14 protein-coding genes are annotated in these 14,987 nt (G+C 54.2%); 6 read left to right on the plus strand and 8 right to left on the minus strand.

From position 1 onward, the window contains the following. The first annotated feature begins 135 nt into the window (after positions 1 to 135). The 4 genes from OEU85_RS05645 (at position 136) to OEU85_RS05660 (ending at position 5,126) form a co-directional block, all read left to right on the plus strand. Positions 136 to 1,293, plus strand: a complete 1,158-nt coding sequence (locus tag OEU85_RS05645; protein WP_262690480.1) for a GGDEF domain-containing protein — start codon at positions 136 to 138, stop codon at positions 1,291 to 1,293. A 13-nt stretch (positions 1,294 to 1,306) separates the two neighbouring features. Further along, positions 1,307 to 1,822: a DUF6702 family protein gene (locus OEU85_RS05650; protein ID WP_262690481.1), complete on the plus strand. Its 516-nt coding sequence runs from the start codon at positions 1,307 to 1,309 to the stop codon at positions 1,820 to 1,822. A gap of 69 nt (positions 1,823 to 1,891) precedes the next feature. Next, complete coding sequence (locus tag OEU85_RS05655) at positions 1,892 to 2,239, plus strand: hypothetical protein (RefSeq protein ID WP_262690482.1); 348 nt, start codon at positions 1,892 to 1,894, stop codon at positions 2,237 to 2,239. Positions 2,240 to 2,450: 211 nt separating this feature from the next. Then, positions 2,451 to 5,126: a zinc-dependent metalloprotease gene (locus OEU85_RS05660; RefSeq protein WP_262690483.1), complete on the plus strand. Its 2,676-nt coding sequence runs from the start codon at positions 2,451 to 2,453 to the stop codon at positions 5,124 to 5,126. 61 nt (positions 5,127 to 5,187) lie between these two features. Here the strand turns inward: OEU85_RS05660 and OEU85_RS05665 are convergent, their stop codons facing one another. The 3 genes from OEU85_RS05665 to OEU85_RS05675 form a co-directional block, all read right to left on the minus strand. Then, positions 5,188 to 5,943, minus strand: coding sequence for an SDR family NAD(P)-dependent oxidoreductase (locus OEU85_RS05665; RefSeq protein WP_262690484.1), 756 nt, complete (start codon positions 5,941 to 5,943; stop codon positions 5,188 to 5,190). A gap of 77 nt (positions 5,944 to 6,020) precedes the next feature. After that, positions 6,021 to 6,299: an SEL1-like repeat protein gene (locus tag OEU85_RS05670; RefSeq protein ID WP_262690485.1), complete on the minus strand. Its 279-nt coding sequence runs from the start codon at positions 6,297 to 6,299 to the stop codon at positions 6,021 to 6,023. A gap of 230 nt (positions 6,300 to 6,529) precedes the next feature. Continuing rightward, positions 6,530 to 7,708 carry a sensor histidine kinase gene (locus tag OEU85_RS05675; protein ID WP_262690486.1) on the minus strand — a complete coding sequence of 393 codons (1,179 nt, stop codon included), beginning with the start codon at positions 7,706 to 7,708 and terminating at the stop codon, positions 6,530 to 6,532. A gap of 228 nt (positions 7,709 to 7,936) precedes the next feature. Here OEU85_RS05675 and OEU85_RS05680 point away from each other — a divergent pair, with 228 nt between their 5' ends. Beyond that, entirely contained in the window at positions 7,937 to 8,509 is a 573-nt protein-coding gene (locus tag OEU85_RS05680) for a glycine zipper domain-containing protein (RefSeq protein WP_262690487.1), read from the plus strand. A gap of 137 nt (positions 8,510 to 8,646) precedes the next feature. Here OEU85_RS05680 and OEU85_RS05685 read toward each other — a convergent pair whose 3' ends face one another. The 5 genes from OEU85_RS05685 to OEU85_RS05705 form a co-directional block, all read right to left on the minus strand. Beyond that, on the minus strand, positions 8,647 to 9,993 hold the full coding sequence (locus tag OEU85_RS05685) for a glycine zipper 2TM domain-containing protein (protein ID WP_262690488.1): 1,347 nt from the start codon (positions 9,991 to 9,993) through the stop codon (positions 8,647 to 8,649). A 307-nt stretch (positions 9,994 to 10,300) separates the two neighbouring features. After that, complete coding sequence (gene gatB / locus OEU85_RS05690) at positions 10,301 to 11,788, minus strand: Asp-tRNA(Asn)/Glu-tRNA(Gln) amidotransferase subunit GatB (protein ID WP_262690489.1); 1,488 nt, start codon at positions 11,786 to 11,788, stop codon at positions 10,301 to 10,303. 5 nt (positions 11,789 to 11,793) lie between these two features. Next, positions 11,794 to 13,275 carry an Asp-tRNA(Asn)/Glu-tRNA(Gln) amidotransferase subunit GatA gene (gene gatA, locus OEU85_RS05695; RefSeq protein ID WP_262690490.1) on the minus strand — a complete coding sequence of 494 codons (1,482 nt, stop codon included), beginning with the start codon at positions 13,273 to 13,275 and terminating at the stop codon, positions 11,794 to 11,796. Between the two features lie 11 nt (positions 13,276 to 13,286). Further along, complete coding sequence (gene gatC / locus OEU85_RS05700; protein ID WP_262690491.1) at positions 13,287 to 13,577, minus strand: Asp-tRNA(Asn)/Glu-tRNA(Gln) amidotransferase subunit GatC; 291 nt, start codon at positions 13,575 to 13,577, stop codon at positions 13,287 to 13,289. A gap of 102 nt (positions 13,578 to 13,679) precedes the next feature. After that, a complete protein-coding gene (locus tag OEU85_RS05705; RefSeq protein ID WP_262690492.1) occupies positions 13,680 to 14,402 on the minus strand; it encodes a PAS domain-containing protein in 723 nt (240 codons plus the stop codon). Between the two features lie 9 nt (positions 14,403 to 14,411). Here OEU85_RS05705 and OEU85_RS05710 point away from each other — a divergent pair, with 9 nt between their 5' ends. Next, positions 14,412 to 14,984, plus strand: a complete 573-nt coding sequence (locus tag OEU85_RS05710; protein ID WP_262690493.1) for a GNAT family N-acetyltransferase — start codon at positions 14,412 to 14,414, stop codon at positions 14,982 to 14,984. Positions 14,985 to 14,987 lie beyond the last annotated feature (3 nt).

Genomic DNA, 14,987 nt, shown 5'->3' on the forward strand with positions numbered 1-14,987 from the left:
GTGTATAAAAGGGGGTGCGCCCCCTTTTTTTGTGGCATGATGTCGTCAGGGACCTGCGCGGGTTTATCTCCTTGACAAACAGCGCACAGTGGGGTCCTTTCCCCGACAGGGAATGGAGGCAAAAACGCACAGTCGATGACTATTCAGGCGACGCTTAAAGCAGGTATGGGTTTGGGTGCGGTTGTGCTCCTGACACTGTCTAAAGGGTTCGGTACGGCCACCACAGGCGTATCATATCTCTTTGTCAGCGGAGTCTTGTTGACGGTGCTGCTGACCGGGCTTGTAATTCGCGATATGTTTTCCGGCGACCGCGCAAACGACGACCGCCCCAAACCGATGATAGACCCAGACAGCCTCCCCGAAGCGGTCGTGATCTCAGATGTGAATGGCCGTATCAGCGTCATGAACCGAACAGCCTATACCCTGTTCGATCTTGAAGCATCACAAGACAATATCAAGACGCTTTTTCATGATTGGCACGGCATGCTTAATGAGCGGGCGCAGGCAGACCAGGTCATCGAGGCGGTTCTCTCCTCCCCTGATATCCAGTTCTCGGAACTGCTTTACCTTGCCGATGGCCGCACTATCGAGCGCACAACCCGCCCCGTAGCGGGACGTGGCGAGCGGCTATGGATATTACGGGACATCACTCACATGCAGCTTGCAGACAGCGACAGCGCCATGCACCGCACAATGGTGGAGGCTGACGCAGCCCGGACGGCGGAACTGGCTGAGCAACTGTATCACGCCAAGGCTGAGCTTGAGGCAAAACAGGCCGAGCTAACCCGTCTGGCCAACACCGATTCCCTCACGGGCCTTCTTAATCGCCGCCGCTTTACGGCCCTGGGCGAAAAGGCCGTCGCTGACGCCATGCCCGGAACTGAAGTCTGGGTGATCATGATGGATATTGACCACTTCAAACGCATCAATGACACCTATGGCCACGCCGCCGGGGATGTCGCGATCCGGGATTTTGCCAATATCATCCGGGAGACTATCTGCGAGAAGGGGTTTGTTGGTCGCATGGGCGGCGAAGAGTTTGCCGCGATCCTGCCAAGTTCAGGCCAGGATGACGCTATCCGACTTGCTGAAACTATCCGACGATCAACGGCACACCACCAAACCGTCAGTGACGATGAAAAGTTCCGCTTTACCGCCAGCATCGGTGTGGCCCAGTGGTTAGCAAAAGAGGTTACGATTGAGCCCGCCCTGGACCGCGCTGATCAAGCGTTATATAGCGCCAAGGCATACGGTCGTAACCGGGTTGTCGGGTTCGAATATGCTGCACTTTAAGAAGACTCTCCCCATGATTAAATTGCCCATGAAATCCAGGTTTCTCGCCATCTTTATAGTGTGCACAGGGCTCAGCCTGTCAGCCCTTGCACACAATGTTTTTGCAACGTTCACCACAATAGAATGGAACCCCGATGACAAATCGGTGGAACTCGTAATGCAGATGCACGCCCATGAACTGGAATCCCATTTGTCACTGAACCTTGGTGAAAGGCTGACCTTCCTTGACGATGAAGACTATCGCAAGCTGGAAGCTTCGGTGGCGCCCGTCATCGCGAGGATGGTCGCACTTGAGGTGGATGGGCAGCTGTTAGACATTCACTATCTGGGCATGGAATTACAGGGCCAGACTGTGTTCCTTTATATGGAAAGTGCTTGGCCGACCGCACCAAAAACCATAAAATTTATGAACGCATTGTTTATTGATGAGTTGCCGGGCCAGAATAATTCGGTCATGGCAACGGTGAATGGGGTGCGGCGCGCAGGTGAAACACTGGCCGGCACGGGCCCCGTAGTAATGGAATTTTAGCGTGTTTTCATCACTTGCCTGCCACATTTAGGCCCGCTAATGTCTGCTGGGACCAACGAGAGAAATACAATGTTAAAAGCCATAAAAATATCTACTGCAACATGCGTTTTTGTTATTATTGCAGCCGTCTTTCCAGCCCCCTCAGCGCAGGCGGCGGCTGATATTATGCAAGTTGCACATGATAGCGCCCGCGTCGCGGGTGGCGCTCGCTACTGCAATGCCGACGAGGAACTGGTTGAAGAATACATAGGCAAGAGCGAAGGAAAAATCGCAGCAATGGCCAAAGACGACTATGAAAAAGTGGTTGCTTCTCTTGAGTTCAAAAACATCCTTACCGCGATGAGCGCGAAGGAACCGGAGGGCGGATGTCGCGAGTTCCTGCCAACTTTTGAAAAAGCGGTCAAGGCCGAGCGATAATCGCACGATCCAAAGAAATGCGACAAGGTGAGTGTGCCGGGCGATAGACAGTCGCTTAGGCCATTGACTTACCATGCGCTGTCGGTCGAAACTTCGCAGTTACAATACCCGGCGCCAGCGCGTCGGACAAAACGGGGGCGGCCAGCATCTGATCGGTTTAAATATACTGGTAAAGATATTCTGGCCTTATAAAAACAGGAGAATCTGGGTGGTGAACCTCGAAAAAAAAATCAGGCTTTTACTGGCAGGCGTTGCCCTGGGAGCGATCACAGCCGTGTTGCCCGTCGCTGCGGAAGATGAAAAGCCCGTAAAACCTGCACAGCAGATTAAACAGGACGAAGATGCGGCTGCCGACGAAGATAAAGCTGAAGAAGAAGACACGGCGGACGTAGAAAAGACTGACAAGAAGAAAAAGAAAAAAGACAAAACACTGGAGGAATTGACCGAAGATCAGCAGGTCATGGATGGCCTTTTCAAGCTGTATCAGGACCCTGAAAAAGGCGACCTGATGATGGAAGTCCGGGCGGACCAGCTTGACAAAGAGTTCATCTATTTCTCTCACACGGCCGACGGCGTGGTTGAGGGCGGGCACTTCCGGGGACAATATCGCCGCCAGAAAGTTTTCAAGATCGAAAAACATTTTGACCAGATCGAATTTGTCGAAGTGAACCCCTATTTTTACTTTGATCCTGACAGCGCACTTGCGCGTGCCGCGAGCGCCAATATCAGCCCAGCCAGTATCGCTGTAGGCAAGATCAAGGCGACCGCCAAGGATGGCAACAGCTTCCTCATCAATGCCGACGGGCTGTTCAAGGCCGAAGCCTTTGATCAGGTAAAACCCAGTGGGGACCCTCGCCAAAAACCTTGGGAGGCGTTTAATCTTGGCAAACTCTCCGGCTCAAAAACCCGGATCGACGAGGTCAAGAACTATCCCGAAAATACGGCCGTAACTGTCGATTATGTCTATTCCAACCCCTCACCTCTCAATCAGGGTAACTGGTTTGATATTACCGACGCCCGCAACGTAACGGTGAAAGTGCAGCACACACTGATTGCGATGCCGGAAAATGATTTCAAACCACGCTTCGATGACGCGCGTGTTGGGTATTTCCTCGACTATGTCAATGACATGACCAGCCAAGAAGCAACGCCGTGGCGGGATATGATCAATCGTTGGAACCTTATCAAGAAGGACCCCAATGCGGAGCTTTCCGAGCCCGTCGAGCCAATCGTGTGGTGGATTGAAAACACCACACCTGTGGAGCTTAGACCCACCATCAAGAAAGCTGTCGAGGCATGGAACATTGCCTTTGAGGCCGCTGGCTTCAAAAATGCCGTTCAGGTCAAGGTGCAACCCGATGATGCCGACTGGGACGCGGGGGATATTCGCTACAATGTACTGCGCTGGACCTCAAGCCCGCAACCGCCATTTGGCGGCTACGGCCCCAGCTTCACCAACCCGCGCACAGGGCAAATTCTCGGCGCTGACATCATGCTTGAATATACCTTCCTGACCAATCGCATGAATGCCAGCAAAGTCTTCGAGAACGCTGCACTTGGCCTGCAGGAAAAGCCCGAGGACGACACGGAATCCTTTATGGAACGCTTGCGCAACCACGAGCGCAATTGCGCCATGGCCGGGCACCTGCAACTCAACAATATGGTGGGTAAAACCCTGAGCTCAGTGCTCGCCGGTGGGCCGAAGGCCAGTGAAAAGCTGGTCGAGGAGTCTATCTATTATCTCATGTTGCACGAAGTTGGCCATACGCTTGGCCTCAATCACAATATGAAGGCCACCCAGGCACGAGCCTATGGCGAAGCCTATGATATCGACGAGCAAGACGATGGCCTCGCTGGTTCCGTCATGGATTATCCCAGCATCAACTTTGCGCCCCCGGGTGAAAAGCAGGCGCATTATTATACCGTCCGCCCTGGCACGTATGACATCTGGGCGATCCAGTTCGGTTATGACCCAGACCTCGACGACCCTCAAAAACGTGCCACGCATCTCGCTCGCTCAACGGAAAAGGGGCTGGTATTTGGTAACGATGCCGATGACATGCGATCCCCGGGCAAGGGTATTGACCCTCGCGTCAATATCTATGACATGACCGACGACGCGGTCCAGTTTGCCGAAGATCGCCTGAAGCTGGACCGCAGTGCCCTCGGCAAACTCAAGTCCAAATTTGCCTCTGATGGTGAAAGCTACCAGGAACTCAGAAACGCCTATCTCATTTTGACAGGTGACATGGCGTGGCAAGGCCGCGTGGCGTCCCGGTACGTCGGTGGTGTCTATGTCGACCGGGCTGTTCAGGGTCAGAAGGGCGCCACTGCTCCTTACCGTCCTGTCGAGGAGAAAAAACAGCGCCAGGCCATGAAACTGCTGCGAGATTTTATCTTCGCACCAGATGCCTTCGCTGCAGACCCTGCTCTCTTGCAATCCCTCGCGATCCAGCGCCGTGGATTTTTCCACTTCGTCGGTACCGAAGATCCAAAGGTACACAGCCGTGCGGCCAGCATTCAGGCGGACATCCTCTCACACCTGTTGCACCCTCGCACCCTGATGCGGATCACCGACAGCGCCCTATATGGCAACGCATACAGCCTGACCGAGGTAATGTCAGATTTGACGGATGCGATCTTCCAGGATGACAGCCGGGGTGCCGTCAATAGCTTCCGTCAGGAGCTGCAGGTGATGTATGTCACCATGCTGACAACCATCCTCAACAGCGATGAATATGACTATGTCGCGCGCTCCAATGCCTTTGCAAACCTGAAAGAGCTCAGGGGAGCCATGGCAAGGTGGCGCGGGGACGCCGCAACGCGGGCACATCGCGATCATATCGCTTTCCTGATCGATAAAGCCCTCGAAGTTCATTCGGGCTAAGCTCCGCTATAAAAGTGAAAAGGCGGCCGATGGCCGCCTTTTTTTTATTGTGCCCCAGCTGTTAGCGGACGTAGCTGGCCCCGTTGATGTCAAATGTGGCCCCTGTCGCGTGATCGCTCAGGCCCGATAATAAAAAAGCCGTCATATTGGCAATGTTATCCGGCGGCGCGGCTTCGCCCATCGGGATTTCATCCAGCATCCATTCATTCCCCGGCTCATATGCGACAGCTGCCATATCGGTTTTGACCCAACCTGGGGCAATCAGGAACGCGTATATACCCTCTCGCGCATAAGCCCGCGCGATAGAACGCATCAGCGATACGACCGCCCCCTTGCTGGCCGCATAGTGCATGAATGACGGGCCGTCCCCCCGGAATGCCGCCCGGCTTGCGATACTCACAATGCGGCCACCTTCCCCGCCCTGAAAGTGCTGGATGGCGGCGCGGCACATATCCGCAACAGCCTGCACATTCACTGCCATGACACGCGCCCAGTCCTCCGCCCAGGTCGCGTCGTCACAGCCCAGCGGGGTTTCCGGCATCACGCCAGCATTGTTAACAAGGCCGTTCAACTGACCTTTAAAGCCCATAGCCTTTTGCCAAAGCAATTTTGCGGCCCCGGCTTCGCCAAGATCGCAGCGCTGTATATCAAGTCGGGCCGGGCCAAATTCATCTAACAGGTGTTCCAACTCCCCCGGCGCGCGGGTGTAAGAACCCACCACCGAGGCCCCTGACGTCAACAGCGTACGCGCGGTTGCGGCACCAATACCGCGTGATGCACCGGTGACAAGAATGGTCTGCTTTTCAAGTGTAATCATACTGCTGCTCCCTTGTTAGGCAGCAGTATAGCGGAGCAATTTCAATTGGCTATATCAGGATAGGAGGGAAGCTTCGTTCAATGAGCGTCCAGCCATTCACGCGCCTGACGCTGCGCTTCAGCTATGTCCAGCTTGTCCATGTCTCTTGCCAGTTCGCAGCGGTCAACCGCCGCGCGCTGTAAACCTCGAATGGCGGCAAGATTGAACCATTTGTGGGCCTGCACATAATCCTGATCAACACCGTGGCCAGTGGAATAGAGCAACCCCAGATCATAATAGGCATCTGGCGCGCCGGTCTCAGCTTTCGCTAGGCGATCCGCCACATAGTCATATAGATCTCTGTCTTTCTGTCCCATCTTGGTGCTCCGTCCTCCTGGAGATGAATATGCAGATACAAGTTCTCCCCCTTCACGGTGCTAACCGTAAAACTGGCGCTGGCATAATCATCAAATATATGGCGGACTTTTATTAGGCGGCCTCTTCTGGGCCCGCTCTTCCGGGAAGAGCATACCAAAAAAAAAGCAATACAGAAACAACTTGCACCTAAAAATTGATGGGCACCGCAGGCCTCAGATGCGGTCCTCGGTCAAATCATCTCATAGTGGGCAGATTTATGCTCAATACAGCGAGAGAGTGGGAAAACAACCTTGGCAGCTGTTCCTTCTCCGACTTTGCTGTTCAGCACAAAACTCCCGCCGTGAGCATCCACAAAAGCCTTCACCAGTGGCAACCCCAATCCCGTACCGTCGTGGCGCCGCGACAAGCCTGTATCAGCTTGCACAAACGGCTGCATCACGCGTTTTATAACATCGGCGGTCATGCCAGGGCCGCGGTCGGTAATTTGAAATTCAATGCAGCCGTCACCGTTGAGACGATCCCTGATTTCAATGACAGAATCTTCCGGGGAGAACTTGATGGCGTTCGAGATAAGATTGATCAACACCTGTTTGATCACCTGAATGTCCGCGTGAAGATCATAATTATGCGCCGATGATTTCAATTCAAGCACGATCCCGCGTGCCTTGGCCATGCCTTCCATCATGCGGATCACCTGCCCGGTAATTTCCCGTGGCGCCTCAAAATCCTCCCTCAACACAAATGCGCTGGCTTCCAGCTTGGAAAGGTCGAGGATAGAATTGATCATACCGAGCAAATGGGCGCCACTGTCGCGAATGTCGCTGATATATCCCCGGTGGTTGCGGATATCCCTGCCACGAATATCTTCTGACATAATAAATTCGGCAAATCCGATGATCGCGTTCAATGGGGTCCTCAGCTCGTGGCTCATGTTGGCGAGAAACTGGGTACGGGCGCGTGTCGCGGCCTCGGCCTCCATACGGGCTACCTCCAGGTCCTTCATTCGGCGCTCCGCCCTCTCCATATTGACCCGCAACAATGTATATGCTGTACCAATACCCAAATAAACGCCGCTTTCGACCACAATAAACCCCGCCTGAAGCGAGTCCTTGTTTTCACCCACGAGCGCCTTGTTAAGTTGGTCCAGCGCAACGTTATGTTCGATCACCAACGGGTTCGCATCCATCAATTCCGCCACCGGCCGTTTTTCATATAACGGTCGGCCGTAACGGTCAGCGAGACGGATCAGAAAATCAATGCGTTTCAGCAGTCCGACCGGCTTGTCACCCGTCACAACAGGAATGGCGACCAAATCCGGATCTGCATGAAAACGCTCATATACCTCACTGCAGGTTGCGTGAGGGGGCACCGGTGGTATGGGCATTGAAATGATGTAAGGCTTACTCATACAGTCTCTTCCTAACCTATCGGTCAAGATGCATTGAAACCATTACGCAAACATGACAGTCGCTGTGTCAGGCTCAAAAACATGCCTCTACACTGCTGCTGTACTTGTTCATCACCTATTCAGGCATGGCTGTCATACTGCAGCCTGAATAGGTGATACGCCTTTAAACTGCCGTTTTCGGCGTGCAAACGGTGAATTGTAAAGAGATGCGAGTGAGGACACCCCACAATGATGCAAACCAAAAACTATAAAATGCTTGCAATTGCCCTGCCACTCTGCATGGCAACTGCGGCATGCAGCCAGAACATGTCTCCCCATTCCTACGATAGCCACGCCGTCGGTGAGGCTCGCCGCGTGGAACGCGGCGTGGTTGACAGCTATCGCTGGGTAGAAATCCGCAGCGAAAGCGGCGTGGGCACCGCTGTGGGTGTCGGCGTCGGCGCAGCCGCTGGCTCCACAGTCGGGAATAGCGGCGCCGAAAACGTGATCGGCGCCATTGGCGGTGCCCTCCTTGGGGGCTTGTTGGGGAACAGTATCGATAAATCCGCGGGGAAAAAAAGCGGGTTTGAATATCTTGTTCGTACCGAAAGCGGTTCACTCATTTCCATTGTTCAGCAAGACCGACACCCCTTTGCCGAAGGCACGCCAGTGGTGGTGGTCTTCTCGCGCGATCGCAGTCGGGTGATCCTTGATCATAGTGCCTATGAGGATAATCGAGGTGTTGAAACGAGTCGCTACCGCGATGTTCCGCCTATTGAACCGTTTGATGAGGATGACGTAATCGAACCACAGGGCAACTAAAATACCACCTCATTCATTAGCTAGACTAACAAAAAAAAGCGCCATAATCAGTTATGGCGCTTTTTGAATACCAAACGATGCCGACCGCAAAAAAAGGCGACCGAAGGCCGCCTTTTTTTTTCAATTTCTATGGTAGGTTAATTGCTATACTCGACGATCCACCGGCGACAGACGTAATTCCCCGCACGTACATCATATTCGATGCACTTACGCACTTCCTGACGTGGCGGCGTATAGCTTTGATCTTCATAGTGATAAATGGTCGGATCATCGCCGTAATAATCTGCGGTGTAGCGATAACCGCTACTGACTGTGCGACTGTTGCTCCTGGCAATCGAGTTACCAACGGTTGCGCCAAGCAGCGACCCGACAACAATGCCGGCTGTCCGGTTGCGACCGCCATCAATCTCTGATCCAAGAATACCGCCGACAACGCCACCAAGAATAGTCCCCGCGATCTCATTGCCCGTGTTTGAAGAATATGAGGCATGATAGGTTGGTTCACTATAATAGGCCGTATTATAGCCATGGTCTATACCTGGACAGTAACCGCCGTAGTGATAGTGGCTGTGGTGCATGTGCCACGACCAGTGAGCGCGAGTATGCCAATAGCCGGAGTAAAATGGCCAATCCCCATAGTTATAGTGGCCATAATAATTACGCCCACCCCAATAACCATAAGGGTAAGTACCCAGACCGATGTAAATGCGTGTTTTTCCACGGTAGCGATCATGATAGTAGTGACCGCGGTTGCGGTCGTAGTCACGACCGCGATGGTGATCATCGCGACCACGATCCCGGCCATTATGACCGTCCCGCCCGCGGTGGTCATTGCCACGCCCACGATGATCATTGCCGCCCCGACGGCGATCGTTATCGTAATTAACATTACGGCCACGGTTATTTCCGTTCCAGCCATCATCCCGGCGGCCACCACGATCCCGACGCTGGTTGTTCGTCACCGGAACTGTATTGTTCCTGCGTTTATAGTCCATGTTAAACGCGTTATTACCGCCAACATCACGACGATCCGTTGCTCGCGGACGACTGCGCCCGTCGTTATCCCGGCGCGTATTGCGAACTTGCTGTGGAATAACACGTCTGTCCTGGCCACGTGTCACATTCCTGGGCTCCCGGATCGGGCTGCCTTGTGTATGCTGTATTTGCTTGACCGCGTGGCCTTGACGAGGCGGCGTATACTCACCACTCCGGCCTCGTCGATCTGCGTGTGACACAATGTTGCGCGCACGGCCTGCCGGCGCTGCAATATCCCGCCTGTCTGCCCGAGCTGGTCGCGACTGACGAGGCTGAGAAGCCTTCTGGCTCCTGAGTTCTCTGGCCTGCGCCCTGCGGGCAGCGTGTGATTTTGATGGCTCTTCCTGCCGTGCGCGTTCGCGGCGGTCATCTTTTTTATCCGCAAATGATGCCGTGCTTGGCACGATCAGCATCGCTGTCGTCAGAAGCAGCAGAGATTTTCTCAACATTTCAACCTCCGTTATTGTTGTGGAAAGCTTAGCGGGCTGAAACTGAACAATGCATGAACCTAGACGTTGGTATTTAGAAATTTATTCCAAAGTTCTGCAAAATATACCTGCCTGCCACAACCGGCGTGTCCAGCGGGCCTGCCCCGTCAAAACACAAGCCGCAGCATATGACGGCTTTCATCGCATACACCATGATAGCGCGAAACGGCAAAAATGTGGCAATTTTTTCACTTTGAGTTTGGCGCACAAAAAGAAAGGCCTGCAACGGGTCAGACCTTTCGACATGCTAGTTTTGTCTGGAAGGCGATTAGCCGTCGAGCTTGGGCTTGAGGAGCTTGTTCACCATGCCCGGGTTGGCTTTGCCTCCCGTTGCCTTCATCACTTGGCCCACAAAGAAGCCAATCAGCTTGTCCTTGCCTGCCCGGTATTGCTCAAGCTGTGCAGGGTTGGCTGCGATGACTTCGTCAATGATCTGCTCAATCTCGCCGGTATCAGAAACCTGGCGGAGACCTTTTTCTTCCACAATCACACCCGCGTCCTTGCTGGTGTCAAACATGATCTCGAAGACATCCTTGGCGATACGGCCTGAAATGGTGCCATCTTCAATAAGCGCCAGCAGGTCCGCGCCCTGCTCCGCCGAGACCGGGCTCTCGGTCACTGATTTGCCAGCCTTGTTCAACGCACCAAACAGGTCACCTGTCACCCAGTTGGATGCTTTGGCCCCAACGGCTTTGGCATCCTTGCCTGTTTTCTTGACGAGCGCTGCAATCAGGTCCTCGAAATAATCGCATGACTCTTTTTCTGCCACCAGCACGCTGGCGTTATAATCCGGCAGACCAAGGTCTTCTATAAAGCGGGCTTTCTTCTCGTCCGGCAGCTCAGGCAGGCTGTCGCGCGCGGCATCAATGAAGGCCTCATCAAACTCAATCGGCAGCAGATCAGGATCCGGGAAGTAGCGATAGTCATGCGCTTCTTCCTTCGACCGCATGGAGCGTGTTTCGCCCTTGCCGGGGTCAAACAGGCGGGTTTCCTGATCGATCTTGCCACCAGCCTCGATGATATCCACCTGACGCTGCGCTTCATATTCAATCGCCTGACGCACAAAACGGATCGAGTTCACGTTCTTGATTTCGCAGCGTGTGCCAAGCGGCTCACCGGCGCGACGCACGGAGACGTTCACGTCGGCCCGCATGCTGCCCTGCTCCATGTTACCGTCGCAGGAGCCAATGTAGCGCAGGATAGTGCGCAACTTGGTGAGATACGCGCCAGCCTCTTCAGGACTGGTCATATCGGGCTTGGAGACGATTTCCATCAGCGCAACACCTGAGCGGTTCAGGTCCACGTATGTATATTGCGGGTGCTGGTCATGCATGGACTTGCCCGCATCCTGCTCAAGGTGAATGCGCTCAATGCCCACGTCCTTGCTTCTCCCATCGCCAAGGTCCAGCGTGATTGTACCCTCACCCACAATAGGATGTTTGAACTGGCTGATCTGATAGCCTTGTGGCAGGTCGGCATAAAAATAGTTCTTGCGGTCAAAGACGGAGAATTTGTTGATCTCCGCACCCAGTGCGAGGCCTGTGCGCACCGCCTGACGGATACATTCCGCATTGATCGTTGGCAGCATGCCGGGCATGGCCGCATCCACAAGGCTGACCTGTGCGTTTGGCTCAGCGCCGAACTCCGTCGCCGCGCCAGAGAACAGTTTCGCGTTGGAAATGACCTGTGCGTGGACCTCAAGCCCGATGACAACTTCAAAATCGCCTGTGGCGCCCTGAATAAGAAATTTGCTCATGACGCTCACCTCCACCACTCTTCGGGTTTCGCCTTGAAGGCCGCAGCCTCCTCCAGCACGCCCGATACTTTAAACACGGTTTCTTCGTCCCAGGCTTTGCCCAGTATCTGCAGGCCAAGCGGCAAACCGTTGGCATCCAGCCCCGCAGGTACGCTGGAACCCGGAATACCCGCCAGCGACGCTGGCACTGTGAAGACGTCATTGAGGTACATGGCGATCGGGTCATCCGACTTTTCGCCAAAGGCAAACGCCGCACTTGGCGCTGTCGGCGTCAAGATCGCATCAACCTTGCCAAACGCTTCCTTGAAATCGTTCGAAATAAGCTGGCGAACCTTCTGAGCCTTGAGGTAATAGGCATCATAATACCCGGCAGACAGCACGTAAGTACCGATCATGATACGGCGCTTCACCTCGTCACCAAAACCGGCGGCGCGGGTGGCTTCATACATATCGGCAAGGCCACCGCCCTCAACCAGTTCACGCAGGCCGTAGCGCACACCGTCATAGCGCGCGAGGTTCGAGGAAGCCTCGGCCGGGGCCACAATATAATAGGTTGGCAGTGCATATTTGGTATGCGGCAAGCTGATATTGACGATTTCCGCGCCTGCGGCTTTCATCCACTCGATGCCCTGCTGCCACAGTGCTTCTATTTCGGCAGGCATGCCGTCAAGGTGATATTCCTTGGGTATGCCGATTTTCATGCCGCGGATATCGCCCGTAAGCGCCGCTTCAAAGTTAGGCACCGGAATGTCCACGCTGGTGCTATCCTTGGTGTCAAAGCCGGAGATGCTCTCAAGCATGATCGCACCGTCACGCACGTCGCGGGTGATGGTACCGGCTTGATCAAGGCTGGAGGCGAACGCCACCATGCCGTAGCGGCTGCAACGACCATAGGTGGGCTTGATACCAAACGTGCCAGTGAAGGCTGCCGGCTGGCGGATAGACCCGCCCGTGTCGGACGCCGTAGCACCCATCGCGCAGTAACCAGCGACAGACGCCACCGAACCGCCCGACGAGCCACCCGGCACGAAGTCGTTATTGGAACCCTTTGCGCGCCAAGGGTTTTTCACGGGACCATAATAGCTGGTCTCGTTCGAGGAGCCCATAGCGAACTCGTCCATGTTCAGCTTGCCGAGCATCACAGCGCCATCGTCCCACAGTTTCTGGGACACGGTGCTTTCATACTCCGGCTTGAAGCCATCAAGGATATGGGAGCACGCCTGTGTGTGCACACCCTTGGTGGCAAACAGGTCCTTGATGCCGACCGGGATACCGGTCATGCCCTTTTGCCCGCCGGCCTTGATCCTGGCGTCCGCCTTGTCAGCCATTTCAAGCGCCATCTCAGGCGTCTTTGCAATATAAGCATTCAGGCTTTCTGCTGCGTGCACCGCCGCAACATGCGCTTCGGCAAGCTCGCGAGCCGACAGCTCGCCCTTTTTCAACAGATCGCGGGCTTCCGCAATCGAGAGTTTGGTCAAATCACTCATTACGCCCGCTCCTACTCAATCACTTTGGGGACGGCAAAGAAGCCGTATTCACCGCGCGGTGCGTTCTTGAGCACGCTTTCCTGCTTGTCACCGTCGGTGACCTTGTCATCGCGCCAGCGAAGCTTTACGTCCACAACGCTCGACATCGGCTGAATGTCATCTGTGTTGACTTCATCAAGCTGTTCGACCCAGCCAAGGATATTGTTAAGCTCGCCCGCGAGCGGCTCCAGCTTGTCATCTGCAATTTTAATACGCGCGAGCCGGGCAATCTTGGCCACCGTCGCTTTGTCAATGTTCGACATGAAAATTCCCTATGAACTGTCAGGAAAAACCGTTGAATTCTGCGCGGAACTTAGCGCCTGAACACGCATACGGCAAGCGGGAATACACGGTACGATACAGATTTAACCGTCAGTGGACTGCCGAAGAGGTTCGATCCGGCCATATGCAAAAAAATGGCTAATATGATTGTCATCATTCGAAAGCGGCAAATATAACATGGTAAGCCGCACGTGAGGTGGCGGTCCGTCGCGTTCCTCGCTGGCCCCGATCACACCACACTTCTGTTTGGCCGCCATATTCAACGACGCGATCACCCTGTTCGCCACCGATCGTTTGTGCACGGCTTTGACGCATTTTCCTGTAACATCAGAAAAAGCGGCAGCTGCGGCGGAACCATGCAAGTTGACTTTGGCATCTTCAATAACGCCGTCCTGCCCCCATATCGGTTCCATCAACGCGATCCAGGGAAGATAGTCCTTGAGATCAGGGGGCGACACATCTGCGCGACAATTGAAAGTTTTATTCCCGCGCTTTGCCGCAAAATACCGAATGATGCTGTTAAAGTCGGCACCATACCCCAACTCGCCCGACGCTTTCCTGAGGGTATACTCCCCAGAGCCATACCCTTCCTTTTCGCCGATATTATCAATTTCTGTCGAAAAAGATGAAATTTTTACCTCCCGACGAGCGGAATGACAGGAAGCATTCCACCCAAAAACCACATCATGGGAAAATACAGTCACCCTCAATATTCGTCCAGACATATTGTACCAAAGTGAACCATTTGATGCGACACCACCACAATCGCAGGATTCTGCTTGCCAAGAAGAGGGCCAAAACGCCAAATCGACATTATGAATAAATCACCCGACAAAACCGTTCGCCCATCTGCTATTATCCGGGCCGCTAAACCATCTGACGCATCAGCGCTCAGAGCATACACGCGCACCATCTATGCGGAGGGGAAATATCTGATCACCCGCCCGCAGGAGTTTCGTATCAGCCTGCTTCGACAACGTTTCTGGATCGCACGAAAAAGCCTAAACCCAGACGAAGCCTGCTTTGTCGCTGAAATTAATGGCGTGGTAATCGCCAGCTTGGAGTGCTGGACCGATCGCCGTCGCCGCGTGCGCCATAACACCAGTTTCGCCATGTCGGTTCACCCTGGCCACCGTACACAGGGCATAGGTAAAAAACTGCTTTTGCATTTCATCAAATGGGTGCAAAACCATCCACGAATAGAACGTATCGAATTGCACGTGCATGCCGACAACGCGGCAGCCATTGCATTATACCGGTCTCTGGGTTTCCTGCTTGAGGGGACGCGCTTGGGCGCGGTACGATACGAAGACGGTCGCACTGTCGATGATCACATCATGGCTTTGTGGCCCAAGACAGACATGGGGGCGCCAGATAATGGTGCGTAAGGG

The organism is Kordiimonas aestuarii (genome assembly GCF_025574465.1).
GTDB lineage: Bacteria > Pseudomonadota > Alphaproteobacteria > Sphingomonadales > Kordiimonadaceae > Kordiimonas > Kordiimonas aestuarii.

Coding starts and splice junctions, on each gene's coding strand:
- OEU85_RS05675 (WP_262690486.1), bottom strand. CDS start 7,708: ATGAGTAAGCCTTACATCATTTCAATGCCCATACCACCGGTGCCCCCT.
- OEU85_RS05680 (WP_262690487.1), top strand. CDS start 7,937: ATGATGCAAACCAAAAACTATAAAATGCTTGCAATTGCCCTGCCACTC.
- OEU85_RS05710 (WP_262690493.1), top strand. CDS start 14,412: ATGAATAAATCACCCGACAAAACCGTTCGCCCATCTGCTATTATCCGG.
- OEU85_RS05650 (WP_262690481.1), top strand. CDS start 1,307: ATGATTAAATTGCCCATGAAATCCAGGTTTCTCGCCATCTTTATAGTG.
- gatB (WP_262690489.1), bottom strand. CDS start 11,788: ATGAGCAAATTTCTTATTCAGGGCGCCACAGGCGATTTTGAAGTTGTC.
- gatC (WP_262690491.1), bottom strand. CDS start 13,577: ATGTCGAACATTGACAAAGCGACGGTGGCCAAGATTGCCCGGCTCGCG.
- OEU85_RS05655 (WP_262690482.1), top strand. CDS start 1,892: ATGTTAAAAGCCATAAAAATATCTACTGCAACATGCGTTTTTGTTATT.
- OEU85_RS05645 (WP_262690480.1), top strand. CDS start 136: ATGACTATTCAGGCGACGCTTAAAGCAGGTATGGGTTTGGGTGCGGTT.
- OEU85_RS05685 (WP_262690488.1), bottom strand. CDS start 9,993: ATGTTGAGAAAATCTCTGCTGCTTCTGACGACAGCGATGCTGATCGTG.
- OEU85_RS05665 (WP_262690484.1), bottom strand. CDS start 5,943: ATGATTACACTTGAAAAGCAGACCATTCTTGTCACCGGTGCATCACGC.
- OEU85_RS05670 (WP_262690485.1), bottom strand. CDS start 6,299: ATGGGACAGAAAGACAGAGATCTATATGACTATGTGGCGGATCGCCTA.
- gatA (WP_262690490.1), bottom strand. CDS start 13,275: ATGAGTGATTTGACCAAACTCTCGATTGCGGAAGCCCGCGATCTGTTG.